Origin of the sequence: Chitinophaga sp. (assembly GCF_039596155.1) — a bacterium.
Classification (GTDB): Bacteria; Bacteroidota; Bacteroidia; order Chitinophagales; family Chitinophagaceae; genus Chitinophaga.
The window spans coordinates 82,968-108,606 of record NZ_JBCNKF010000025.1 but is presented as its reverse complement, the minus strand read 5'-3'; the positions used below and the strand labels follow the sequence as shown (position 1 = coordinate 108,606).

The 25,639-nt window shown below is 45.3% G+C and carries 25 protein-coding genes; 16 read left to right on the top strand and 9 right to left on the bottom strand.

The genetic code is table 11. The features are described 5' to 3' along the window. The first annotated feature begins 9 nt into the window (after positions 1-9). Positions 10-1,206 carry a hypothetical protein gene (locus ABDW33_RS22390; protein ID WP_343692333.1) on the top strand — a complete coding sequence of 399 codons (1,197 nt, stop codon included), beginning with the start codon at positions 10-12 and terminating at the stop codon, positions 1,204-1,206. Here ABDW33_RS22390 and ABDW33_RS22385 read toward each other — a convergent pair. Beyond that, positions 1,176-2,423 (bottom strand): glycosyltransferase N-terminal domain-containing protein, encoded by a 1,248-nt coding sequence (locus ABDW33_RS22385; RefSeq protein ID WP_343692332.1) that lies wholly within the window; start codon positions 2,421-2,423, stop codon positions 1,176-1,178. The two genes, ABDW33_RS22390 and ABDW33_RS22385, sit on opposite strands and share 31 nt — an antisense overlap. Before the next feature lie 107 nt (positions 2,424-2,530). On the opposite strand from ABDW33_RS22385, the gene ABDW33_RS22380 reads away from it, so the two are divergent. From ABDW33_RS22380 to rfbD, 6 genes are all read left to right on the top strand, one after another. After that, entirely contained in the window at positions 2,531-3,670 is a 1,140-nt protein-coding gene (locus ABDW33_RS22380; RefSeq protein WP_343692331.1) for a DegT/DnrJ/EryC1/StrS family aminotransferase, read from the top strand. Beyond that, positions 3,667-4,980 carry a UDP-glucose/GDP-mannose dehydrogenase family protein gene (locus ABDW33_RS22375; RefSeq protein WP_343692330.1) on the top strand — a complete coding sequence of 438 codons (1,314 nt, stop codon included), beginning with the start codon at positions 3,667-3,669 and terminating at the stop codon, positions 4,978-4,980. Before ABDW33_RS22380 ends, ABDW33_RS22375 begins: the two co-directional genes overlap by 4 nt. Before the next feature lie 20 nt (positions 4,981-5,000). Then, entirely contained in the window at positions 5,001-5,945 is a 945-nt protein-coding gene (locus ABDW33_RS22370; protein ID WP_343692329.1) for a UDP-glucuronic acid decarboxylase family protein, read from the top strand. A gap of 101 nt (positions 5,946-6,046) precedes the next feature. Then, positions 6,047-7,102, top strand: a complete 1,056-nt coding sequence (gene rfbB / locus ABDW33_RS22365; RefSeq protein WP_343692328.1) for a dTDP-glucose 4,6-dehydratase — start codon at positions 6,047-6,049, stop codon at positions 7,100-7,102. Between the two features lie 7 nt (positions 7,103-7,109). Beyond that, positions 7,110-7,679: a dTDP-4-dehydrorhamnose 3,5-epimerase gene (gene rfbC / locus ABDW33_RS22360; protein ID WP_343692327.1), complete on the top strand. Its 570-nt coding sequence runs from the start codon at positions 7,110-7,112 to the stop codon at positions 7,677-7,679. Between the two features lies 1 nt (position 7,680). Continuing rightward, on the top strand, positions 7,681-8,544 hold the full coding sequence (rfbD, locus tag ABDW33_RS22355) for a dTDP-4-dehydrorhamnose reductase (protein ID WP_343692326.1): 864 nt from the start codon (positions 7,681-7,683) through the stop codon (positions 8,542-8,544). 52 nt (positions 8,545-8,596) lie between these two features. Here rfbD and ABDW33_RS22350 read toward each other — a convergent pair whose 3' ends face one another. Beyond that, positions 8,597-9,307 (bottom strand): hypothetical protein, encoded by a 711-nt coding sequence (locus tag ABDW33_RS22350; protein ID WP_343692325.1) that lies wholly within the window; start codon positions 9,305-9,307, stop codon positions 8,597-8,599. A gap of 143 nt (positions 9,308-9,450) precedes the next feature. On the opposite strand from ABDW33_RS22350, the gene tyrS reads away from it, so the two are divergent. Further along, positions 9,451-10,734 carry a tyrosine--tRNA ligase gene (tyrS, locus tag ABDW33_RS22345; RefSeq protein WP_343692324.1) on the top strand — a complete coding sequence of 428 codons (1,284 nt, stop codon included), beginning with the start codon at positions 9,451-9,453 and terminating at the stop codon, positions 10,732-10,734. Positions 10,735-10,827: 93 nt separating this feature from the next. On the opposite strand, the gene ABDW33_RS22340 is transcribed toward tyrS, so the two are convergent. From ABDW33_RS22340 to ABDW33_RS22330, 3 genes are all read right to left on the bottom strand, one after another. Next, positions 10,828-11,319, bottom strand: a complete 492-nt coding sequence (locus ABDW33_RS22340) for a pyridoxamine 5'-phosphate oxidase family protein (protein ID WP_343692323.1) — start codon at positions 11,317-11,319, stop codon at positions 10,828-10,830. 131 nt (positions 11,320-11,450) lie between these two features. Further along, positions 11,451-12,743, bottom strand: a complete 1,293-nt coding sequence (locus ABDW33_RS22335) for an amidohydrolase family protein (protein ID WP_343692322.1) — start codon at positions 12,741-12,743, stop codon at positions 11,451-11,453. 11 nt (positions 12,744-12,754) lie between these two features. Next, a complete protein-coding gene (locus tag ABDW33_RS22330) occupies positions 12,755-15,808 on the bottom strand; it encodes an amidohydrolase family protein (RefSeq protein WP_343692321.1) in 3,054 nt (1,017 codons plus the stop codon). Between the two features lie 191 nt (positions 15,809-15,999). On the opposite strand from ABDW33_RS22330, the gene ABDW33_RS22325 reads away from it, so the two are divergent. From ABDW33_RS22325 to ABDW33_RS22305, 5 genes are all read left to right on the top strand, one after another. Further along, entirely contained in the window at positions 16,000-16,446 is a 447-nt protein-coding gene (locus ABDW33_RS22325; protein ID WP_343692320.1) for a hypothetical protein, read from the top strand. A gap of 68 nt (positions 16,447-16,514) precedes the next feature. Further along, positions 16,515-17,801 (top strand): glycerate kinase, encoded by a 1,287-nt coding sequence (locus tag ABDW33_RS22320; protein ID WP_343692319.1) that lies wholly within the window; start codon positions 16,515-16,517, stop codon positions 17,799-17,801. A 70-nt stretch (positions 17,802-17,871) separates the two neighbouring features. After that, the gene (gene uxuA / locus ABDW33_RS22315; RefSeq protein WP_343692318.1) at positions 17,872-19,053 is read left to right on the top strand and encodes a mannonate dehydratase; all 1,182 of its coding nucleotides are present in this window, start codon (positions 17,872-17,874) and stop codon (positions 19,051-19,053) included. A gap of 121 nt (positions 19,054-19,174) precedes the next feature. Continuing rightward, a complete protein-coding gene (locus ABDW33_RS22310; RefSeq protein ID WP_343692317.1) occupies positions 19,175-19,651 on the top strand; it encodes a MarR family transcriptional regulator in 477 nt (158 codons plus the stop codon). Positions 19,652-19,884: 233 nt separating this feature from the next. Beyond that, positions 19,885-20,886: a hypothetical protein gene (locus tag ABDW33_RS22305; RefSeq protein ID WP_343692316.1), complete on the top strand. Its 1,002-nt coding sequence runs from the start codon at positions 19,885-19,887 to the stop codon at positions 20,884-20,886. On the opposite strand, the gene ABDW33_RS22300 is transcribed toward ABDW33_RS22305, so the two are convergent. Further along, positions 20,883-21,119, bottom strand: a complete 237-nt coding sequence (locus ABDW33_RS22300) for a hypothetical protein (RefSeq protein ID WP_343692315.1) — start codon at positions 21,117-21,119, stop codon at positions 20,883-20,885. The two genes, ABDW33_RS22305 and ABDW33_RS22300, sit on opposite strands and share 4 nt — an antisense overlap. Before the next feature lie 139 nt (positions 21,120-21,258). On the opposite strand from ABDW33_RS22300, the gene ABDW33_RS22295 reads away from it, so the two are divergent. Genes ABDW33_RS22295 through ABDW33_RS22285 form a run of 3 tightly spaced genes read left to right on the top strand, consistent with a single transcriptional unit; the run spans position 21,259 to position 23,119 of the window. Further along, a complete protein-coding gene (locus ABDW33_RS22295) occupies positions 21,259-22,110 on the top strand; it encodes an AraC family transcriptional regulator (RefSeq protein WP_343692314.1) in 852 nt (283 codons plus the stop codon). A gap of 58 nt (positions 22,111-22,168) precedes the next feature. Continuing rightward, positions 22,169-22,447 carry a hypothetical protein gene (locus ABDW33_RS22290; protein ID WP_343692313.1) on the top strand — a complete coding sequence of 93 codons (279 nt, stop codon included), beginning with the start codon at positions 22,169-22,171 and terminating at the stop codon, positions 22,445-22,447. A 15-nt stretch (positions 22,448-22,462) separates the two neighbouring features. After that, positions 22,463-23,119 carry an FAD-binding oxidoreductase gene (locus ABDW33_RS22285; RefSeq protein ID WP_343692312.1) on the top strand — a complete coding sequence of 219 codons (657 nt, stop codon included), beginning with the start codon at positions 22,463-22,465 and terminating at the stop codon, positions 23,117-23,119. 10 nt (positions 23,120-23,129) lie between these two features. Here ABDW33_RS22285 and ABDW33_RS22280 read toward each other — a convergent pair whose 3' ends face one another. From ABDW33_RS22280 to ABDW33_RS22270, 3 genes are all read right to left on the bottom strand, one after another. Then, positions 23,130-23,726: a response regulator transcription factor gene (locus tag ABDW33_RS22280; RefSeq protein WP_343692311.1), complete on the bottom strand. Its 597-nt coding sequence runs from the start codon at positions 23,724-23,726 to the stop codon at positions 23,130-23,132. 982 nt (positions 23,727-24,708) lie between these two features. After that, positions 24,709-24,981: a hypothetical protein gene (locus ABDW33_RS22275; protein WP_343692310.1), complete on the bottom strand. Its 273-nt coding sequence runs from the start codon at positions 24,979-24,981 to the stop codon at positions 24,709-24,711. 132 nt (positions 24,982-25,113) lie between these two features. Then, positions 25,114-25,548 (bottom strand): hypothetical protein, encoded by a 435-nt coding sequence (locus ABDW33_RS22270; RefSeq protein ID WP_343692309.1) that lies wholly within the window; start codon positions 25,546-25,548, stop codon positions 25,114-25,116. Positions 25,549-25,639 lie beyond the last annotated feature (91 nt).

Genomic DNA, 25,639 nt, shown 5'->3' with positions numbered 1-25,639 from the left:
TTTGCGATTATGGAAAAAATAGGTGCATTAATTGACAAGTTACAGGAATTAAAGACGACTGGCGCAACTCTGCAGTCCATATCATATTATGTGCAGTTATTGCAGGCAGAAATTCTTCATGCCCGGAGCCTCGAAAGAGAACGGGAACGAGAATTACAACGCAGGCAGAGTCATATAGCTGTGATTTTACCGGGAGCTCCTTTAGCCGAACCGGAAGTTACAGTAGATTCCAATGGTCACATAACCGCCCCGCAATTTACTTCATCTGAGCCAATACAAACTCCTGAATATAAAAGGCCCGAACCACCAACTCCTGAGCCAGTGGGTATCATCAAGCCTTCACCAATTGTAAATCAATCTGTTGCAGAAAAGCAACCTGACCCAATCGGTGAGCAATCGCAAGCGTCTCCGGACACTACTCCGAATATAAATCAGCCTGCTGCAGAAAAACATCCTGAGCAGGTTGCGGAGCCATCACAAACACCTCTGACTACTCCCGGTGTCAGTCAACCTGCTGCAGAAAAACAACCCGAGCTGGACTCGCTGAAAGCCTATCAGTCATCCGTTCCTACTTTAGAAACACTGAAAGCCTACCAGTCTCCGGCACCTGAACAGGATGCACTGAAAGCTTACCGGTCACCTGCACAAGAACCAGTACCTGTCGCACCTGCAGCCACCCAGCCGCCGGTGACGGTAGTTCCCCCAGCTCCGGAGCCACTCCCAACACAGGGACCTACACCTAAAGAAGATGAGAAACAACCTGTTTTCATCCACCTCTTTGGTGATGCAAACCAGCCGGTAGTCACTGCTGTTAAACCCGAAAAAAACGAAAAGCAGGAAAAGCCTGAAACAAATGGCTTCCAATCCGAGCTCAAAGAACTGAACCAGAAAGTAGCGCAGAATATCCCCTCACTGAATGATCGTCTTCGCCAAACATATACTGAGATCGGTGACCGCTTCAATGATATGCCGGTCAAAGATCTTCGCCAGGCTATTGGTATCAATGACAAATTTCAGTTCATTCAGGAACTGTTCCGTGGCGACGTAGACACTTACGAACGCTCAGTTAAGACAATCAATGAGATGCAATCCATACAGGAAGCAGAATACTGGATAGAAAGAGAGTTGAAGATCAGACAGGGTTGGATAGATGATAACCGTGTCGTTCGCCAGTTCTATGCCTTGGTGAAAAAACGTTTTTCCTGAATATAAGCCAGAATTTTCCCGGTAGCACCCTTATTGTCGGCCACAAAACGACCGGCAGCTTTACCTGTTTGCAAACAACGGGCATCGTCTTCGAGTAAGGATTCCATTTCTGATTTCAATGCACTGACATCAGCAATGGTGGCGCCACCACCTGCCGCAAGTAATGCAGCGGCTTCAGGATATTTATGGAATACAGGACCAAATACCACCGGCTTGCTATATGTTGCCGGTTCGAGAATATTGTGAATTCCATCTTTTCCAAAGCCTCCACCAATATAGGTCACACGGGCATAACGGTATAACATTGACAATAAACCGATATTATCGATGATCAATACATTGCCCTGGCCGCCTTCTGAATAACGAATGGCTCCGGCGAACAAAGATTGTATCTGTTTAATATGTGCTTCATGAATTTCATGGGGCGCCAGTATCAGGCAACGATCCGGTTTTACATTCGCTTTCCACCACTCAGCCAGTACCCGTTCGTCAGCTTCCCAGGTACTACCGGCAATTACCGCCTTACGCCCATTGATAAAGGTTTCGATCGCGGGCAAAGCCGCAGGCTCCTGCAGCAATGCAAATACCCTGTCAAAACGGGTATCTCCTGCCAGCCCGGCTTTTTCAATACCCAGCTGACTGAGCAGGTCCAGCGATTCCTGGTTTTGCACAAAGATCCAGTCAAACTGCCTTAGCAGCTGCCTGAACATTCCTCCGTAAGGCTTGAAAAATAACTGGTTAGGTCTGAAAATACCCGAAATTAGCAGGACAGGTATCTTTCTTTGGGACAAGGCTGTGAGAAAATGATACCAGAACTCATACTTAATGAAGATGGCCAGGCTGGGACGCACAATGTCCAGAAAATCCCTGGCATTACGGGCAGTATCCAATGGTAGGTAGTATATATAATCGGCGCCCTGATAATTTTTACGCACCTCGTACCCGGAAGGGGAATAAAAAGTAAGCAGGATCCGGCAATGGGGGTACTGAGCCCGGATAGCTTCCAGCACAGGTCTCCCCTGCTCAAATTCTCCCAGGGAAGCGGCATGTACCCAAATGAGCGGTCCGGTGCCCTTCAGCTGTTCTTTCATCCGCTCCCGCCAGTGGCGACGCCCGTCAATCCATAATTTAGCTTTGGCGTTGCCGGTAGCTGCAGCCAGCCCAACTCCGGCCCGGTAAGATCTTATTCCTATATTATATATGGCTTTTCCCAGCATCCTGATGACGTACTTGTACTGATTTTTTTAACAGGTGCAAAGATACTGCCCTTCCTATGTCAAAATTTGTAAATTTGCTCACTTTAAACAAAATATCTATCCCAGACATGGTACCGATTCAAATGGTGGATCTTAAACGCCAATACAACAAGATAAAACCGCAGGTAGACGCTGCTATGGCGGAAGTTTTAGAAAGTGCAGCTTATATTAATGGTGCGCCGGTACAGAAATTTACTTCGGCCCTGCAAGACTATCTGGGAGTGAAGCACGTAATTCCATGTGCCAACGGTACCGATGCATTACAGATAGCCATCATGGCGCTGGATCTACAGCCCGGCGACGAAGTTATCACCCCCTCCTTTACCTTCATAGCTACTGCTGAGGTGATTGCTCTCCTCCAGTTAAAACCCGTTTTCGTTGATGTAGATCCTAAGACCTTCTGTCTGGATCCAATTGCTGTTGAAAAAGCAATTACACCAAAGACCAAAGCAATCGTTCCCGTGCACCTGTATGGCCATAGTGCTGACATGGAGCCAATTATGGAAATCTCCCGCAAGCATAATATACCTGTTATTGAAGATAACGCCCAGGCGATCGGTGGTACCTACACCTTTGCTGATGGTACTGTAAAGAAAACCGGTGCTATTGGTCATATAGGATGTACCTCCTTCTTCCCTTCCAAAAACCTGGGTTGCTATGGTGATGGTGGCGCCCTGTTCACTAACGACGATGCACTGGCTGCAAAGATCAAAATGATTGCCAACCATGGACAATCTGCCCGTTATTATCATGATGTAGTGGGTATCAACTCCCGCCTGGATACCCTGCAGGCGGTGGTATTGAATATCAAACTCCCATTGCTGGATGAATATATCAAAGCCCGTCGTGCAGTAGCCGATGCTTATGATGCTGCATTTGCCAACCATCCAAATATCACGGTTCCATATCGTGCGGCAAACACCTACCACGTATATCATCAATATACTTTACAGATCGAAGGCGCTGATCGCCTTGCACTTCAACAATATTTGGCAGAACAGCAAGTTCCTGCTATGATATATTATCCCGTACCTGCCCACAAGCAAAAGATGTTTGCCAATTTTGGCGGCGCTAATTTTAACCTGCCTATTACAGACTCTCTGACGTCCAAAGTGATCTCCTTACCGATCCACACTGAAATGGACGCAGACCAATTGAATCACATTATTCACTCCGTTCTTTCATTTTTAAATCAAACCTCCAAATGAAAATTACAGTAGTAGGCACCGGGTACGTAGGTTTAGTTACCGGTACTTGCTTCGCTGAAACCGGCAACAATGTCACCTGTGTAGACATTGATGCCGCTAAGGTGAGTAAGTTGTCCGGCGGACAAATCACTATTTACGAGCCCGGACTTGAAAAATTATTCGAACGTAACCTCAAAGAAAACCGGCTTCAGTTCACTACAGACCTGGCAGCTGGGGTGAAAGACGCAGAAGTGATCTTTCTTGCACTCCCTACCCCTCCCGGTGAAGACGGCTCCGCGGACCTTTCCTACATTTTGAAAGTGGCTGAGCAACTGGGTAACATTATTACCGACTACAAGGTGATTGTAGACAAAAGCACGGTACCGGTAGGCACTGCTGAAAAAGTATGGGCGACTGTCGCCCAAAACTGCAAATGTGAATTCGATGTGGTGTCTAACCCAGAGTTCCTGCGCGAAGGCGTAGCTGTTGACGACTTCATGAAACCTGACCGTGTAGTAATTGGTACACGCTCAGAAAGAGCCCGCAAAGTAATGGGCGACCTGTTCGGGCCGTTCGTTCGTCAGGGTAATCCCATCCTTTTTATGGATGAAAAATCAGCAGAACTGACCAAGTACGCTGCCAACTCCTTCCTCGCTACCAAGATCTCTTTCATGAACGAAATCGCCATCCTTTGCGAAAAGCTGGGTGCTGACGTAGACATGGTACGTCGCGGCATAGGTAGTGATGACCGTATCGGTAAGCGTTTTCTCTTCCCAGGTATCGGGTACGGAGGTAGCTGCTTCCCGAAGGATGTACAGGCGCTGGTAAAATCTTCTGAAGATGCGAACTACGACTTCAGAATACTGAACGCAGTAATGGACGTGAATGAAAAACAGAAACTGTTCCTGCTGCCAAAGATCAACGCATACTTTAAGAATGATCTGAAAGGCAAACACTTCGCACTGTGGGGACTGGCGTTTAAGCCTAACACCGATGATATCCGTGAAGCACCCGCTTTGTATATCATTGATGCACTGGTAGCCGCAGGTGCAACTGTAACAGTACACGATCCGGAGGCCATGGAGAATGTAAAAAAACTGCTGGGAGACAAAGTATCATATGCAGGTCATCAGTATGACTGCTTAAACAATGCAGATGCATTGGTGATAGCAACAGAATGGAGTGTATTCAGAACACCAGACTTTGAAAAGATAAGGTCTACCCTGAAAAATCCACTCATTTTCGACGGTCGTAACTTGTTTGACGTGGCAAGGATGCAGGAACTGGGCTTTCACTATGAAAGCGTAGGCCGCGCAGCAGCTACTATTTAACATTCAACCAAAATAGTTTTATGAATAAAAAAAGAATTCTGATCACTGGTGCAGCAGGTTTCCTGGGTTCGCACCTGTGTGACCGTTTCATAAAAGAAGGTTATCTGGTAGTTGGAATGGATAATCTCATCACTGGTAATATCAAGAATATCGAACACCTGTTCCCCTTGCCGGAGTTTGAATATTACCATCATGATGTCAGCAAATTCGTGCACGTATCAGGCAATCTGGACTACATCCTGCACTTTGCCTCTCCTGCGAGCCCGATTGACTACCTGAAAATGCCGATCCAAACACTGAAAGTAAGCTCCCTTGGTACCCATAACCTGCTGGGGCTTGCTAAGGAGAAGAAAGCAAGGGTCCTGGTAGCTTCCACTTCCGAAGTATATGGTGACCCGCTGGTACACCCGCAAACTGAAGAATACTGGGGTAATGTGAACCCAATAGGCCCACGCGGTGTGTATGATGAGGCAAAACGCTTCATGGAATCCATCACTATGGCTTATCACAATTTTCACGGTGTAGAAACACGCATTATCCGGATTTTCAATACTTATGGTCCGAGAATGCGACTCAATGATGGCCGTGCATTACCTGCATTCATGAGTCAGGCATTGACAGGACAGGATCTGACAGTATTCGGAGATGGTTCCCAAACACGTTCTTTCTGTTACGTAGACGATCTGGTAGAAGGCATTTACCGCCTCCTGCTGAGCGATTACCACTTACCGGTAAACATCGGAAATCCGGCAGAGATTACACTGAAAGAATTTGCGGAAGAGATCATTACACTCACTGGTACTAACCAAAAGATCGTATATCAGCCATTGCCAAAAGATGATCCGAAACAACGTAAACCGGACATCACAAAAGCACAGGAAATATTGGGATGGTCTCCTAAAGTGGATAGAAAAGAAGGTCTTCGTATCACCTACGAATACTTCAAAGAGGCTCTTAACAAATAAATAACTCAACACGTGTTACAGATTACGCATATATGGTTGTATTCTGATGAAGTAGTTTTACAATCGTTATTCGTAATTTGTAACCCGTAATATTTTTATATATGGACCATACCATCTTAATAACCGGCGGCGCTGGATTTATCGGATCTCATGTTGTGAGATTATTTGTCAATAATTATCCACAGTATAAGATTGTAAATCTGGATGCACTTACCTACGCCGGTAACCTGGAAAACCTGAAGGATATCAAGGACAAACCCAATTACACTTTTGTAAAAGGCGATATTACCGACGAAGCATTTATAGATGAGCTGTTCCAGGAATTTGCTTTTGATGGTGTAATACATCTGGCTGCTGAAAGCCATGTAGACAGATCTATCATGGACCCGCTGGCATTCATCAGGACCAACGTAATGGGGACAGCCACCCTGCTGAATACTGCCAGAAAATACTGGAAAGACAATCTCGAAGGCAAACGCTTCTATCACATTTCTACTGATGAAGTATATGGTAGCCTGGGACAGGAAGGCTTCTTTACCGAAGAAACATCTTACGACCCACGCTCTCCCTACTCTGCCTCCAAAGCCAGCTCTGATCACTTTGTAATGGCATGGCACCACACCTACCATCTGCCTGTAGTGATCTCCAACTGCTCAAACAACTACGGCTCTCACCATTTCCCCGAGAAGCTGATCCCACTGGCTATCCACAATATCAAGAATAATAAACCCGTACCTGTATATGGCAAAGGTGAAAACATACGTGACTGGCTCTTTGTTGAGGACCATGCCCGTGCCATCGACATCATCTATCATAAAGGTAAAGACGGAGAAACATACAACATTGGGGGCTTTAATGAATGGAAAAATATTGACCTCATTAACCTGCTCTGCATGATCATGGACAAGAAACTGGGACGTGCGCCCGGTACTTCTGCCAGCCTGATCACTTTCGTGAAGGACCGTGCCGGCCACGATCTGCGCTATGCCATCGACGCTACCAAATTAAATAAAGAACTGGGCTGGTATCCTTCTCTACAGTTTGAAGAAGGACTGGAAAAGACAGTAGACTGGTACCTTGCCAACGAAGAATGGCTGGAACACGTAACAAGTGGCGCCTACCAGGAATATTACAGTGACCAATACCAGAAAAGATAAATAAGACATGCCATTTACAACGACACCCATTCCGGATTTGCTGGTGTATGAACCAAAGGTGCATCATGATAATCGCGGGTATTTTTTTGAAAGCTATTCAGAACGTGTATTTGAAGATGCAGGCCTTAACCTGAAATTCATTCAGGACAACCAGGCACGTTCTACCTATGGGGTATTGCGGGGATTGCATTATCAGCTGGAACCATATGCACAGACTAAACTGATCAGGGCACTGGAAGGCACGATCCTGGACGTGGTGGTAGACATCCGTACCGGCTCTCCTACCTATGGACAGTCTTATTCAATTGAACTTTCTGCCGAAAACAAACTGCAGCTACTGGTACCTAAAGGCTTTGCTCATGGCTATGTCGTACTCAGTCCTACCGCAGAGGTAATGTATAAAGTAGACAATTTCTATCATAAGGCAAGCGAAGGCGGAATCATCTACAACGACCCTGCCCTTAAAATAGACTGGAAGATAGACCTGCATGACGCTATTGTGTCTGATAAAGACCAGATCCTGCCTACACTGGCCAACTGCACACACAATTTTGTATATAATAAACCTACTGAATAATATGAAGACAGTGCTGATCACCGGCGCCAACGGGCAGCTAGGACAGGCTTTGAAGCAAATAGCAGGAGATTATCCAGCCTTCAGTTTCTTATATACAGACTATACAGAGCTGGATATAACAAATGAAGAAGCTGTAAATGCATTTTTCTCTGCACAGGAAATCCATGCCTGCATCAACTGTGCTGCCTATACTGCGGTAGACAAAGCTGAATCGGAAGAAGAACTGGCTTTTAAGCTCAACTTCGAAGCGGTAATGCACCTGGCAAATGCCTGCCAGGAACACAATGCCAGGTTTATCCAGATCTCTACCGACTATGTATTTGACGGTAAAAAGAATACCCCGTATACAGAGGAAGATGAAACAGATGCACAAAGCATTTACGGCAGTTCCAAACTGCGCGGTGAAGCCACTGCACTGGGTGTCAACCCTGATACAATCGTCATCCGTACTGCCTGGTTATATAGCCAGTATGGTGTGAACTTCGTAAAACGGATGCGTGAACTCATGCAGGAAAAGGATAGCCTGAACGTAGTATTTGACCAGGCAGGCACACCGACCTATGCCGTAGATCTGGCGCAGGTGCTGCTGTCAGTACTAAGCAGGGCAATCGATGCTCCAGGCACCTTAGGAGGTGTATACCATTACAGCAACGAAGGCGTGCTGAGCTGGTACGATTTCGCTATCGCTATCAGGGATATGAGTGGCCTGAGCTGCAATATTCAGCCGGTGACTTCTGATAAGTACCCAACACCGGCCAAACGTCCGGCTTATAGCGTTTTCAACAAGCAAAAGATCAAGGAGACATTCGGAATCGAAGTCCCTTACTGGAAAGAGAGTCTGGCAGTATGCCTGAAACATCTGTAAAGATGAAACCTTTATAAAGAAAAAGCCCCTCGCTGATAGCGAAGGGCTTTTTTTATTTCTTAAATGCAGTGATCTGCATACTTCCCAATACCGATCCTCCTCTCTCCGTATCTGTTTTCACAATTCCAAATCCGGGTGCAAACCATTCAGTCGCGTTAACATCCAGGTCCATCGGAAAGTTCGTGCCCATCATCTGCACGGAAAGACCCAGCTTATAAGTGATCTTAAAACACTCCCAGGTACCTGCAGGGGTTGTGATTTTCTCCTTCCCGGCTACCTTACGGTCACTTATCTTCAGGTTCATGCTGATCTCCATACCACTCATATTCCCCCTCATTTCCTTCTCACCGCCAGGCAGAGATTGCCCTTCTTTCAGATTGGACGGGTAAGAGATGAAAATCTCGTCACTCCCCCCTTCCATCTTCATATTCTGTAACTGGGGAATGTTTGGCATTGCCATTTGCATATCCAGCAGTATTTCGGCGCCGGTGCATTTGAATTTCCCCTTACCGGTAGAGAGCTCCTTACCATTTTCATCTTTTAGGGTAGTAGAGAAATTAGAGCTGATCACATTGGCTGTCCTGTTGACATTCAGGACTTTCTCGATATTCCTGGCTACCAGTTTATTATTGCCATCATAAATGCTCATTTCCACCTCCGCATTGTTTTGCAAGAAGTAGTAGCTCTTACAATCCTGTTGCTGACCGTATAATAACTGTGCCGTCAGTACAAGCGACGCGGCAAAAAACATTTTTTTCTTCATACTGCGAGATATATGCTATTATTTTATCACATGAAGTTACGAAATTCCCTCAGTTCGGGGTTTTTAGGGCAAAAGCAATCCAGTTTGCCACTGCCTAATTTCTGGTTAATTTCTTAGGTTTGCAAAAATTATCCCAATAAATCATGAACCTGATAGAAGAATTAAGATGGCGGGGAATGTTGCAGGATATTATGCCCGGCACAGAGGAACAATTACAGAAAGAGATGACCACAGCTTATGTGGGCTTCGATCCTACTGCGGACTCCCTGCATGTGGGTAGCCTGGTTCCCATCCTGCTGCTGGTACACCTGCAGCGGGCTGGCCACAAACCATTGGCGCTGGTAGGCGGAGCCACCGGTATGGTGGGAGATCCTTCTTTTAAGGCTGCCGAAAGGAAAATGCTCGACCTGGATACACTCAAGCATAATCAGGCTGGTATTAAAGCCCAACTGGAGAAATTCCTGGACTTTGATCCTTCCAAACCCAATGCTGCTGAAATGGTAAACAACTTCGACTGGTTTCAGCACATCAGCTTCCTGGATTTCATCCGTGATGTAGGTAAACACATCACTGTGAACTATATGATGGCCAAGGATTCGGTAAAAAGAAGAATCGAAGGCGACAGCGGCATGTCCTTTACTGAGTTTTCTTACCAGCTCATCCAGGGATATGACTTCTTCCACCTGTATACTACAAAGAACTGTAAACTGCAAATGGGTGGTTCTGACCAGTGGGGAAACATCGTAACCGGTACGGAACTGGTAAGGCGTAAAGCTAACGGTGAGGCATTTGCCTTTACCTGCCCACTGATGAAAAAGGCAGACGGCACCAAATTCGGTAAATCTGAAGGGGGCAACGTGTGGCTGGATGCCCGCCTGACTTCTCCATATCAGTTCTACCAGTTCTGGTTGAAAGCGACTGACGAAGATGCAGAGAATTATATTAAGATCTTTACACTACTGGATAAGGCGGAAGTAGACGAACTGATCGCCCGGCACAGGGAAAAACCTGAACAGCGCCTGCTACAGAAGCGACTGGCAAAAGAAGTAACCACCTTTATCCACAGTGAAAAAGACTATGAATTTGCTTTACAGGCCTCTGAACTACTATTCCGTAACGATACAGCAGAAATACTGCAATCGCTCACCGAAGAACAGCTGCTGGACGTTATGAATGGCGTACCACAGGTAGAAACTACCATGGCAGAACTACAGGAAAATAAAGACGTGATCTCCTTTGCAGCAGAAAAAGGCATTTTCCCCAGTAAAGGAGAAGCTCGTAAAATGCTACAGGGCGGAGGCGTTAGCATTAATAAAAAGAAAGTAGAAGACCTGGCTGCAGTAGTAGACAGCTCTCTCCTGCTGGCAGGTAAGTATATACTGTTCCAAAAAGGGAAAAAGAACTATTACCTGGTTATTGTTAAATAAAAAATTCCCGGTGGTCGGACATGATTAAGTCTGACCACTGGCTTTTTAACTCTATTAAATGTTGGCTAATACGGGCCGTTTACGTTTGTTCCCTTAATCCAGATCCAATTCCCCGGTTTCCCCCTCCTGGAATTGCTTTCCCCTGATAATTGCAGTCAGCATATTGAAAAAGATGATCATCTTACTGGAGGAGTTATCCCAGTACCAGGCCTGTTTGGTATCTACTTTCAACAGGCAGAGTTTTGGATCATCAATCCCATCCGGAAACCAGGCTTTCACTGCAGGATTCCAGAGCTCTTTCATTTTTTCTTTGTCTATAATGATACTACCAATACCGAAAATATTCAGGTATGTGTTGTGACCGGGGTGTGCATAAATGAGGTTCAGTTCATTATTTTCCGAGATCTGGGTAACTTTTCCAGAGTACTCGTTGCTGAAGAACCACACGTTTCCCTCTTTGTCCACATCAGCTGTTGCCATCGGTCGCGATATGACCTGGCCATGCTCATCGATGTTCGTGAGCATGCATACGCCTACATCCTTGATCATTTCCGTGACCTTTTTGATGGCGTCATCTCGTTTCATTATTGCTCCCATATATATGAGTTATAATGAAATAGCAGTAAAAATCATACCAGCCTCAAAAAAAAGTCGCTTTTACCGTTGGTAAAAGCGACTTTTCTAAAAAGACATGCAGCTGGCTATAAAATGCCGACCTATTTCAGTCCATACTTAAACTTATATCTATCATACAGCTGCTTATGCTTATTATCCAGGTTAATCTCCCTTCCCTGAATAAATGCCTGCGTAATCACGCTGGACCGCATATCCATAATATCACCGGTACTTATTGTAATATTTGCATCCTTACCCGTCTCCAACGTGCCCGTCACCTTATCAATACCCAGGATCTTCGCAGCATTTATTGTCACTGCACTCAACGCCTCTTCCTTACTTAAGCCATATGCACTCGCTGTTCCTGCTTCAAAAGGCAGATTGCGCTGCTGCCAGAAGCCTTCATTACTCAAACAGAACAAAACACCTGCCTGCTGCAGCTGATAAGCCAGTTTATACGGCTGATCGACATCATCGTCCTGCATTACCGGCAGGGAATGTGGCTGTTTTAATACCACAGCAATATTATTCCTTTTCAGTATATCTGCGATCCGCCATGCATCCGCACCACCTACAATGACAACATCAAACCCAAATTCCTTCGCAAAGTCCACAGCTACCAGCATTTCCTTTACGATGTCACAGTGTACAAACAGCTTTTCATCTTTAGAGAAAAGCCGACGTACAGCTTCAAACTTCAGGTTAGTGGCTGTATGCTTACCCTGCCCGAGGTACACTCTTGCTTCTCTGAAGAAATCACGTACCTGGTCGATCTTCTCGGTAGATTCTTTGATCTTATTGTTCGGTGCAGCAGGTCTGTCCTTTGGCGGAGCAGGTGGAGGTAACAAACTGGGCATGTAAAAATGCAATGCGCCATCTTTCTGATAAGCAGCATCTTCCCAGTTCCATGCATCCAGCTGTACAACTGAAGAAGAGCCGGAAATCATCCCCCCCTCAGGCGTTGCCTGTGCCAGCAGAATACCGTTGGCACGAATGGTATTGATCACTTTGGAATCAGTGTTATAAGCCACCAGTGCCCGTACTGAAGGATTTATTTCTCCGACTTCCCTGAAGTCATTAGTAGATCTCACTGCCTCCACTTCCGTCAGCCCCAGGTTGGTTACCGGTGCAATAATACCCGGATATACATGTTTCCCCTGCAGATCAATAACTTTCCCTCCTCCCTGTGTGGGAGTAGTCGTGCCTACAGCTGTGATTTTGCCATTGGCAAATGTCAATACGCCCTTTTCAATGACCTGCCCGTTCCCCACATGGATGATGGCATTGGTCAGTACGATAGCTTCCTGCTGTTTCCCGGCAGGATAGATCGTCTCCTGCGCCATGGCTGCGAGAGAGCCGGTGATTGAAATATATAATAGAATCAGGTGTTTCATTCATGCATGTTTTAATTGTTACCATTTTCATCTCCCAACAAACTATGTTGATGACCTGCCTGCAGATCTTCGCAATGATAGTTATCTTCTTCCGCAGGAGCAGCTTTCTGAGTAGGTGTACCTTTTTTCTTCTCAGCCAGCATTTTGCGGATCAGGCGGTTACGCTCTGCACTAATGCGCAGGCGAAGTTCCTTGTCTTTATCCCTGTCGAAGTATACAATACCATCCACGATCGTCTTATCTGCCTTCGCATAAATGCTTAGCGGGTCATCGCTCCACAACACCAGGTCAGCATCTTTGCCAGTCTTGATGCTACCTGTTTTATCTGCTACATGCAACAGTTTGGCTGGATTCAATGTAACCAGTTTCAATGCCTCTTCTTCAGTCATATCACCGTATTTAATACTCTTGGCAGCTTCCTGGTTCAGGCGGCGGGCCATCTCAGCATCGTCTGAGTTAATTGCCACGGTCAGTCCTACACGTTGCATGATGGTAGCATTGTATGGAATTGCATCCTGTACTTCCATCTTGTATGCCCACCAGTCAGCAAAGGTGCCAGCACCAGCGCCATGTGCTTTCATCTTGTCGGCTACCTTGTAACCCTCCAGGATGTGGGTAAAGGTGTTGATATGGAAATGGAAAGTATCAGCAACATGCATCAGCATATTGATTTCGCTCTGCACATAAGAGTGACAGGTCACGAAACGCTTGCTGTGAAGAATTTCCAGCAGGGTTTCCAGCTCCAGATCCTTCCGCTTGTCTGCACCCAGTTTTTCATAATCCAGGGCACGGGTAAAGGCGTCTGTTAATAACTGTTCCACACCCATGCGGGTTTGCGGGAAACGTTCTCTTTGTCGATCCCCCCAGTTGGATTGCTTGACATTTTCTCCCAATGCAAACTTGATGAAAGGATCCGCACCTGCAAACTTGAGTGCTTCTGCATCCGCACCCCATCGGAGCTTGATGAGCTGAGACTGACCACCAATGGTATTGGCAGAACCATGCAACAGATGAGACGCTGTTACCCCGCCACTCAGCTGGCGATAGATATTCACATCGTCAGGATTTACCACATCAGCAATACGTACTTCTGCAGTGACAGATTGAGTGCCTTCGTTTACGCCTCTTGAAATTGCAATGTGCGAGTGTTCGTCAATAATTCCGGAGGTCAGGTGCTTACCAGTACCATCTATCACTTTCGCACTGCCTGCAGCCAGGTTTTTACCAATCTGGGCGATTTTTCCGTTGCGCACCAGTACATCTGTATTTTCCAGTTTGCCATCCTGCTCATTGGTCCAGACAGTGGCATTCTTAATCAGCAAATCCTGTTGTACAGGCAGGGTTTCCCAGCCATACCCATTGAATGGGAAATAATTACTGCCGACAAAAGGCGGTGATTTTGTTTTGGAAGAGTCACCTCCTGTGAATGCGTTACTTAAAACAGCCTGCCAGTGAATAGTATTCCCACTGGTATCCACACCGGTACCGCTCCATCCATCGCCATCTGTAATACCCGTAAGGCGCAGTTGTGCACCTCCTTTCTTCACAGGGAAAGCCACTTTCACCAGATCACCGGAGAAGCTCAGAGAACCACCCACGGTATCAGTTGCCAGTAATGACAATGCAGGTGCACTGGCTGTACCTTTTATCAACACTGTATAAGTTGCATTACCCGGAGTTACAGTCAGTGTGTAGGTACCTCTTACATCTTTCCAGTTATCATCTTTGATGCTGTATTTCTTACCCTGTATCCAATTCTGGAAAATAACAGTATTCTCATTGAAGATATTTCCTGAAGTGATGAGGAAGTTGGCAAGTTTACCCGCATCAAGTGTGCCTACCTGATCTTCAGCCTTCAGCAGTTTGGCAGGAGCCAGCGTAACCGCATCCAGTGCTTTCTGCTCGCTCAGACCAAATTCAATGGCTTTGCGTATACCGGCTAAAAATTGCTTCACATCTTTCAAACCATCGGCAGTAAGACAAAAAGGAATATTGGCTTTTTCAAATGCTGCTGGTTCAGAAGGAGCCATTTCCCAGTGCTTCATGTCACTGAGTGCCACAAATCGGGCATCTTCCGGATCCTCTACATCAATTGGCAGCGGGAAAGAAACGGGCAGAATGAAAGCAGCCCTGGAAGCGATCATTTCAGGCATGCGCTGGTATTCATTCCCGCCAGCTTTGATAATGTATTGAACACCAAACTCATCTCCGATCTTATCGGCTCTCAATGCATCCCATTTATCGCCAACCTCAAAGATTTGGGGCAGGGACTGGTTGTCGTTCCATGCCTGCAAAGACAGGTTAACACCCTCTTTTTCCGGGCGGGAACGATACCACTGAGCATCAAGGTAGGTTTGACGTAACAGGGCAATAGCACCCATCAGCGAATTCGGATAGTTCTGTGTAGAACTTCCTTTATCGAATGAGTATTGCGCACTGGCTTTTTCTTTAATAATAACTTTGTTTTCTCTGCCATCTGCCAGGGTGACCAGTACACCGGTACCGCGTGCTATACCATCCTGCTGATGAGTGAGCACCGTTCCAAATCCCGCTTCACGCAGCGTGGCAGCAGCAGTAGCATCTGTGCTAAAGATAGAAGCTGCGTTGATTTCACTTTTAATGGCCTGGTTCCAGCCGTAAGCGCCTTTGGTGTTAGAGATGAACTGAGGATCATCGCGGCGGCTCACACTACCTTTCTTGACGGGTTGTGTGCCATAGTCGCTGAAGGCATCAACAAAAGATGGATAGATGAACTTGCCGGAGCAGTCAATCAGCACGGCATCTGCCGGGATAGCGCCGGTACCGGTACTCACAATACGTCCATTACGGATCACTAAAGTTGCGTTGGTCAACACATTGCCTGCGCTCTTTACAATAGTGGCTTTCGTAAAGGCATAACAGCCTTCTCTTGGATCAGCCACACCATTCACAGGAAATGTTTGCTGCGCCCTAAGCTGACCAGTGGCAAACAGGCTGCCTAATAACAGGCATATACCAGCCAGCCGTTTCCCGGTCATCGTAAGGGGCTCCTTTTTAAACGGGAGGTAGATACGGGTTTTAATCATCTTTTTCTATTGGTTTTTAGCGGTTTAGATTTGGTATCGGATTATTATCGGCACTTGCTATTCGTGATGTATAATGTTGTCCATTTGTTAAAATAAATAAATGAATTTTAGTCCTGATTATATTTTATATGATTGGTATTAATATTGCAGTAATTACCTATATTTAACAAGGATAATCAATTCCCTTTTTTATGAAAAGATACATGATCTGCATAAGTAGTTTGTTGATGTGCCTGTTCTTAAGCGTTCATGCAAATAGTATTGCGCAGGAGAAACACAAACATGCCGTTGACAGCACTGGTAAACGCATTCGCTGGACGCCGGAAGAAAAAGCAGATAGAATGACCGATAAACTCGATCGTCGTCTGAACCTCACTAATAAGCAGGACGCAGATATTCATGCTATCAATACTGACATTGCCCGTCGCATGGATGCGATCAAAAATAATACATCTCTTCAGAAGAAAGATAAAATGCAACAGGCAAAAGCACTGAACGAAGAACGTAGCCAACGCTTCAAATCAGTACTTACGCCTGAACAGTACAAGAAATGGAACGATTGGGAAATGAAGAAGAAAGAGCGGATGGAAGCCCGCATGGATAAGAAACAACAGAAATACAACAATACCAGTAACTAGCTACTTACAGTACCCAATAACATAAAAATGGATAAGGATGCTTTGAAGCATCCTTATTTTTTTTCACGATGAAAACTGATGCAATCTCCATTTTTAACGCTGCGGTTAATGCCGTTCAGCCGGCAACGTTAATAAAAAGATGTATACAACACGACGCTGACAAGATCACTATTTGCGGTACATCATTTCCTCGTTCTGCAGACCGCCCGATATGGATCTTTGGTGCAGGCAAAGCCGCTGCCGCCATGGCACAGGCAGTAGAAGCTATATTAGCTGACTGCCAGCTTCAGGGGCTTGTGATCACAAAATATGGACATGAATTACCCTTGCAGCATATCAATATTGCTACCGCAGGTCATCCTATTCCTGACGCAAACGGCGTAGCTGCCACACAGCGAATGATAGAAATGATTACAGGCGTACAGGCGGATGATATTGTACTCTTTCTGCTATCAGGAGGTACCTCGGCACTATTGGCAGATCATCCTTCGGGCACAACGCTACAGGAAGTACAAACTGTATTTGACCTGCTGCTCAAAAGCGGAGCCGACATTCATGAAATGAATACCGTACGCAAACACCTCTCGGGTGTAAAAGGCGGACAACTCGCACTACTTACCAATACACCTGCTCTCTGCACCCTTGTACTCAGTGATGTGGTAGGCGACGATCTGCATGTAATAGGGTCAGGTCCTACCGTACCTGACCCTTCCACTTTTGCAGATGCAATGGCGGTGGTCGAAAAATACCAGCTCACAGATTTGCTGCCCCTTTCCATCTATCTGCACCTGGAAAGAGGTTGCGCCGGCAGTATCGCAGAAACGCCCAAACCAGGGCATCCCCGTTTTGCACACACCTATACTTTCCTTGCCGGTACAAACCAGATCGCATTGGAAGCAGCCGCCAACACTGCCAGCCAAATGGGTTATGATACACATATTCTCACTTCTACCCTTACTGGCGACGCCACCACTATTGCCCGTTCACTGGTAGAAAAGGCAAAGAACTGGAAAGGCAAAAGACCGGCGTGCCTGCTGGCTGGTGGAGAAAGTACCGTAACAGTAACGGGCAGGGGTCTCGGAGGGCGCAACCAGCAGCTGGCACTAGCGGCAGGTATTGCACTGAATGGGCAGGAAGGCATTACCTTTTTAAGTGCAGGCACTGATGGTACCGACGGGCCTACCGATGCCGCAGGTGCAATAACTGATGCTGCGATAATGCAATCAGGTAATAATGCGCAGAAACATCTTGAAGAACAGGATGCTTATCCATTTTTTCAAAAGGCCGGCGGACTGCTGATAACCGGGCCTACACAGACAAATGTGATGGATATTATAATCATTCTTCTTGTATAGTGCATAAAAACATCATTACTTCTTTATTAATTATGGCGGGAAGTCCTATTTTTGACATTTAAACCTGTATATGCGTATGTTAAGAATGGAACAGACATGGCGTTGGTTCGGGCCGAAAGACCCGGTTAGCCTGGCTGATATCAAACAAGCCGGGGCCACCGGAATAGTAACGGCATTGCACCACGTTCCAAATGGCGAAGTATGGGCTAAAGAAGAGATCCTGGAAAGGAAAGCGCTCATAGAAGCGGCAGGTCTTACCTGGTCCGTAGTAGAAAGCGTGCCCGTACATGAAGATATAAAAACACAAAGCGGCGATTTCAAAACATACATCCAGCATTACCAACAGTCGTTGCGTAATCTGGCAGAATGCGGCATCTATGTAGTGACCTACAATTTTATGCCAGTGCTTGACTGGACCCGTACTGATCTCGCATACACTGTGGAAGATGGTTCCAAAGCATTAAGGTTTGAAAAAGCAGCCTTCATGGCCTTCGATCTCTTTATGCTGCAACGCCCGGGAGCAGAAAATGATTACGATCCTGCAGACATCTCCATGGCAAAAGAGCGCTTCGACAGTATGACCGATGCAGAAAAGACACTGCTGCAACGAAATATCATAGCCGGTTTGCCGGGCTCTGAAGAAAGCTTCTCATTGCAACAATTTCAGGCAGCCCTGGATAAGTATAAAGGTATTGATGCCACTCAGCTGAAATTACACCTGTTCTACTTCTTACAACAGATTGCTCCCGTTGCAGAAGAAGTTGGTATTAAACTGGCAATCCATCCGGATGATCCTCCATTCCCGATCCTGGGTCTCCCCCGTATAGTAAGTACAGAACAGGATGCACGTGAACTCTTGCAGGCAGCTCCTTATGCGGCTAATGGCCTCTGTTTCTGTACCGGTTCTTACGGTGTACGCGCAGACAATGATCTGCCAGGTATGGTTGAAAGACTGGGAGAGCATATTCATTTCATTCACCTCCGCAGCACCCAGCGTGATGCAATCGGAAACTTCCACGAAGCCAATCATCTCGAAGGTGATGTGGATATGTATGCAGTAGTCAGGAGCATCCTTGGTGTCATGCATAAGCGCAATGTCAGCATCCCGATGCGACCCGATCATGGACATCAGATGCTGGATGACCTGCAAAAGCAAACCAATCCGGGTTACAGTGCGATCGGGCGACTACGCGGCCTTGCAGAGCTAAGGGGATTGGAAATGGGTATTGCACGTTCAGTCTTCAATAAATGAAAGCAAACACCTTCTGCCGCACGCTGGCAATTATATAAGGTTGGGATTAGAAACGAACGCATACGCAGCTGGATAGTAACCGGCTAAATCAATAAGTAACACCCCTGAAAACAAACTGCAAATGAACAGTTCACTGGATGAGCAGGTAACGCTGCATCTGGCACAACGGAAACGAAGTCTGACCAGGCTATTGGGATTGTTGAAAAAGGACATCGACTGCAGGATAGTTGAAAAGTTACAACAGAAAGGATATAATAATTTCAAGCTGGGAGATCTGGTAGTATTTATCAATATTCAACCAGAAGGAATTATAAATAACGAACTGGCCAAAAAAGCAAGAATCACCAAACAGGCGATGAGCAAAGTGGTCAAGTACCTGGAATCAGAAGGCTATATTTCTACTACGAAACATACCGTCGACAACAGGGCCATTCTCATTTCTCTGACTGACAATGGCAAGAAACTGCTGATAGCCGCATTTGAAACCTTCGAAGAAATACAGGCTGAATACACAGCCATCATCGGAGATTCAGATGCGGCTGCCCTCAGGCAGGTCCTCAGTAAACTCCTCTTTACACTCCACCCGGAACTCCTGTAAGGGAATTTTTTCCAAATCCGGGAAAACATGAAATAAACTGATGACCAGACGCAACAATACCCATAGCCACCTGCTAAATGATCAGTTTTCTATAAAAGGCACACAAATAATATGATATGCATTAGACCTACGCAACATAACGCTCCTTCCATACTTTATATTCAACATTTTTTAAATCCGGCATAACCATTGTAATAGATATTTTTGTCTATTGACCTTGATTACTTTTAATTTTGTCCCATAGGAAAGATATTATGGTAGCCAGCCGGATTATAAATAATGATGATGAATATATAGATGGTTTGTTGGACAGCTCCCCTGCTATTGTAGATGTCATTTACAAACGCTATTCCCGAAAGGTAAAGCACATGGTAATTGGCTGGGGAGGAAATATAAAGGAAGCTGCCAACGTGTTTGAAGAAGTTTTACTGGCCATTTACAACTATGCCCGTCATCACAAGCTATTGCTCACAAATCATTTCGAGCCATTCTTTTTATATGCCTGCCAGCTGAAATGGAAGCAGGAGATGATGCAGAAAGTGCCCAACAAAGGAGCCTCTTTCCAACCTGAAGCACCCTCGCCTGGGTTGGACGCTGAACATATGAAATATGTGGAAGAAGCACTTGCCTGGTCAGGCAATATTCAGGATAATGACAACACCCGCGAAGAACTCGAAGAAATGCTCGCCGATCAGCGGGAACGTTGGTTCCATACCAAAGGCAACCCCAATGCCAGGATCAGCCTTTATGTTATTATTACCGCTATTATAGCCGCATGTCTGGCCGGCCTGCTGTTTGTGAGCCCATGGCACAAAGATGTTTACAGACAATTCTCTGGTACCGAAATGGAACATGTGCACAGAGAAGGCCAGGAAACCGATACCGCCCTCCTCCTGCATGAAGCAGCGATGAGTTTTAATCATGGTCACTTTAGCCATACTATCCAGCTGTTGGATCAGATATTGGCAAAAGATGCCAGCCACGCCGCGGCGCGCTATTACAAAGGTGTCAGCCTGATTGAACTGGGTCAGCCTGCACTGGCCCGGAAAGATCTGGGGATCGTATTCGCAGAGACTTCTCCCTACCAATATAACGCCGCATTCTACATTGCACTCAGTTACCTGAAAGAGGGCAATAAACAGCTTTGCCTTGAATGGTTGCTAAAAATACCGGATAGTGCTCCCATTTATTTCAAAGCGCAAAGCCTAAAAGAAGAACTGGCTGAAAGAAATTAATTCAGGTGAATCATGTGCTTACTGAAGTGGATAATATTCTCTACTTCACCTTTGATCAGTTCGTAGATCTGTACTTTATCTTTCTTAATCATGATTAATTGCTGGAGAACAAGGTAGTAGGTTTCTCCATTATACCCGCTCATCTGGGCTTTTAAGATCTCTTTTTTCACTTCTTCAAAACCAACAGCTCCCAGCTTTTGGTAGATAACATTTAACTCCTCAATCCAATTCATGGTCATAGGTTTTTAATAATTGTTTGGAATTCATAGGGTATATAAATTTATTGAATATATAATTAATAAACAAGAGGGGTAAATAACTTTTTTGTTAATTCTACAATTTTATCAATGCTCGTTCGTCTACCTGAATGATATGCCTCGGAAAAAGCAATTTATAGCGTCGCAAAACCTGGAGGGCCTGCACCCGGATAGCCATTCTTTTGCCATCAGAATTATATCGAGCAAAGCCCGGAAAGAAATGGCTGAACTGGCAGATGTACACAGGCACAATTACTATATGCTGTTTATCTTGCTAGACGGCGTAAGTACACACATAATCGATATGGAGAAGGTCACATTGAATGCCGGAGATATGGGGTTGATTGTACCCGGACAGGTCCATTTGGCCCACCCGGAGCAAATAGGAACAGGATGGGGCATTGCTTTCACCGCCGATTTCCTGCCAATGATTTCACTGCCGATAACCCTTCAGGGACCAGTCACATTGCCTGCAGATGAGCTGGCAGCCGTAGAGCAGATTATCTGCCTCATGGACAAGGAATACAAGGGTAAAAAAGCACAAGCCGTTCCGCTGTTGCAACACTACCTGTCTATTCTCCTATTAATCTTACAACGTCATACCGCAGAGACGCCATCTGCCAACAAATCGCTCCTTATCCGCTACCGGGAATTGGTAGCCACTCATTACCTGGAATGGACCAAACCCGCACAATACGCTGAGGCCCTCCATATTTCTGTAGATTATCTGAACGATATCGTGCGGCAACATTCCGGACAGACCGCATCGTCGCTGATCACAGAACGGAGAATACTTGAAGCCAAGCGCTTATTACTCCATGCAGCAGAAAGTGTAAAGGAAATAGCCTGGCATTTACAGTTCAATGAAGTCTCTTATTTTAACCGCTTCTTTAAGCAACATACAGGCTATACCCCTGCCGCGTTCCGTGAAAATATACGGGATAAATCCCTATCTGACCCGGAATAGTATAACAGGCAGAGCCTAATGCCTCAATAATTTTGTACCGAATTAATGCGCTCTTTTTATGCAGCCAAATAATATACTACCCAATGATATGCATGCTATCAGCACAGAAAATAATGTGCGGTTACAGCGTGGGGCTGTCTCGGACTTCCTTGCCAGTCTTGCCATAATTGAAAATCCTGTGGATTATCCGGCTTATGAATCAGCCGTACAGGAAATCATCGATCTGATGCCCGTTCTTCAATTGAACGGCATCTTTACACACCTTCGATTGCGCTCTCCCAAAGCTATCTCATTGATCACAGACCTTTTCCCTGAACTAAACGGGATCGTCGACTAAAACAGACCAGTACATATGTCATTAAAAGAAAAAGCAACCGCCTTCCTGATGGGGAGGATGGGAAAGACTGCGCATGTGCGCCAGATAACTGCACTAGATCATCGCTTACTGCAACTTGAACTGCAACTACCGGACCCTCTTTCCTGGCGTAGTTGCCAGCACCTGAAGTGCCAGGTGGGCGCCACCGCCTTCAGAGACTATAGCATAGCACATTATAACACCAATACGCAGGTGGCCACTCTGCTCATCGATGCAGGCCATATAGGCAAAGGCAGTCAATGGCTCCGGCAACTGGCTCCGGGCGACCCGGTGTTATATGCCGGCCCCGGCGGCGGCATGCACCAGCCAACCAGTGCCGCACAGCTGGTATGTATAGCAGACGCCAGCGCTATTGGACACATGCTATCACTTTTTCATCGCAGACATCCTGAACAGGGTTTCCATACATTAGCCATAGGCGAAGATCCCCTGCCCAAACAGGTGATGGGTATGCCGTTACATTTTTCTGATGGACAGGAAAAAGACGTTTTAAACTGGCTGGACCAACTACAACTACCGTTGCATGATACAACCTTTTATGTGGCTGGATATATTCCAATGGTGGTACAGACAAGAAAACTACTCAAACAGTTGGGCTGGAAACAGGTAAAGGCAGCGGGGTTTTGGGAATAGCGGAACTGTATCAGCTACTTACCAGCCTTTCCTGCATCGCCTTGACAATAGCAGCGGATCGGGAATTCACATCCAGTTTGCGATAGATGTTCATAATATGTGACCGCACAGTGCCGACACTGATATGACAGTGCTCGGCTATTTTTTTATAGGTATCTCCATTTACCAGGCAATCCAACACTTGTAGCTCACGATGAGAAAGGCCATACTGGCCAGGCTCTTCTTCCGGTTTACGGTTGAAAAATGTGAGTACTTTCTGAATAGAAGCTGTATTGGTCTGAACGGCAGCTTCATATAGTTGTGTAAAACATGCACTCAGTGAATCTGGAGGTGGTATAGTTCCATGCTTGCCGGTAATGTGGGTAACAGCTGTTTCATTACTACGTACAGAAAATAACAGGACGTTGATATCGGGATAGGCTGCTTTCAGAATATTTGCGGCTTCGTTTGCTGTTAATCCGGGAATGTCACAATCCATGAACACAACATTACTGATGTCTTTTGCCAGTTGCTGTACAAGGGTTGAATCCGCCTGTTCTCCTCCATCAGCCCCTGGAGCATCCTCCCCGCTGGCCCGCCCAGTGCTGTTGCGCCGCACATTTTTCATATTGTTTTTTTTGGGTTTGTATATGTTGCGAAAACCTTTATTTTCTGGTACTGCAAGTGTCGATAAATTGGTATCCAGGTATGGTTGTAATGGAATTAATACACGGTTTTCCCATACCGAAACAAATTTGAAACAAATACCTACAGTAGTCAATCCGATAAGTATATGATTTTTCAATAAATACTAATAAACAATTGTTTGTATATTAGAGAATACCTAAAAAGGATAAAATCATTCAAACGTAAGTCTGCTATTGATTAGGGATGTAGGGAGGGAGTCGTGGAATGGTACCAACTTACTCATAAAATTGGCCGCTCCCAATAGTAAAACAATATGAAAGGAAAAGAAAAAGCGCTGTTTGCCCATTCTGTACTACAATATTAACTGTAAAAAATTTATGGAGTATAAAAATGAGGGTGCCTTAACAATCGGTTAACCACTAGATCAAAACATTATCTCTAATTTTGATATATCGTTCAAACATTAGTGACTGACTAAAAAATTAAAAACGCTACAGAATATCATTGACACGGGCTGTAGCGGATTGACATGTGAATGTTCTGGCCCTTGCCGTATGGCGAGGGCCGAATTTTTTATAGCTAAGATGGAAAACTAGCAGGTAACTTAACAGAAACCCGCGTACAGAAGCTTATGAAATCTAAACCGTCTTATGAGAAAAAAGGTAATTGCGAAATTCTGGTGTTACTTATACGGCTTTGCCTGTGCGGGATTAATAGGCAAGACAAACTCCATACGATCTTTAATATAACAGGTTGGGAAGGTAGGAAGAGTTTTTCCAAAATAGGTTAATGCACCGTTAACAACATCGTTAATACAGCGTTAACTGCGGAATAATGTATTCCGCAGTTAACGCCCGTGCCGGGTAAGGCAACCCTGCCCAATCCATAAAGGATCTCGCAGGATCAATAAATGCCGACCTGAATAATAAACTGTGTGAATTGGGTTACACTGAAGGAATGGATTATACCATCCAGAGGAGAAGATTTGTCACTAATGCTAAGGTTAGATTCTTCACAAATCGAATATTGAAGCCTCCTTTTTCCGAGTAATAATAGCTTTCCTTGTAGCGGTCATATGCTATAGGTGCACCCAGTTCTTTCATCATCTTTAAAAATTCAAATAATGTTCTCTCAGAAATCCTTAACCTTTTAGCAAGGTGCGCAGGTTTTCCTGTGCCTTTGATCCTGATCAGGTAATCAATGGTCTGCAGTCTTTCAAAATAACGCTTAGGCATGCTGGCATAGTGGGGTTTACAATGTACTGAATAATAAAATTTTTAAAGTCACTCATTCCATGTCTGCAATGGATTCGTCCTTACTGGTTTATCAGATAGCCTTTTAAATGTTGTGTCTTCTGTGTCGATCTCTTAATTGGTGAATGCTGTTTTAACGGTTACAAAACTTAGTTTAACTCCATCCCTGTCATCGTTAGCAGGAATACCGGATCTGCCCATACAGGCAGTCAGAAACGCATTTTTCATAAACTTATATTTTGAGGGTATAATATCAATTTTTAATACAGGATCGCCTGCATGCAAGCTAAAAAATCCTACTGCTATTTTGTTGCAGCTGCGCCTTATTTTCCAATCACTTTCATTATCTGAAAAATAAACTCCCCCGGTTGAAACCTGGGGAGTTTTCATCAAAAACCAACCATTAAAAGGCTCTTCTGTAAAGGGTTTCAGCACCTTAGCGCACCCGCCCCTCACAATATTTTGAAGTATGTTTTTATCCATTATAGTTTTTCGTGTATTCGCTTTAAGATAAATTCTTACGGGTAGAGACCCGAAAGAGGTTTCCATGGCTGACAAATGTGGTACAAATCCTTTTTTTTACTTTACATTACTACGTTGTAATGATACATTACCGGACCGAGAATTTGGTTAATAAGAT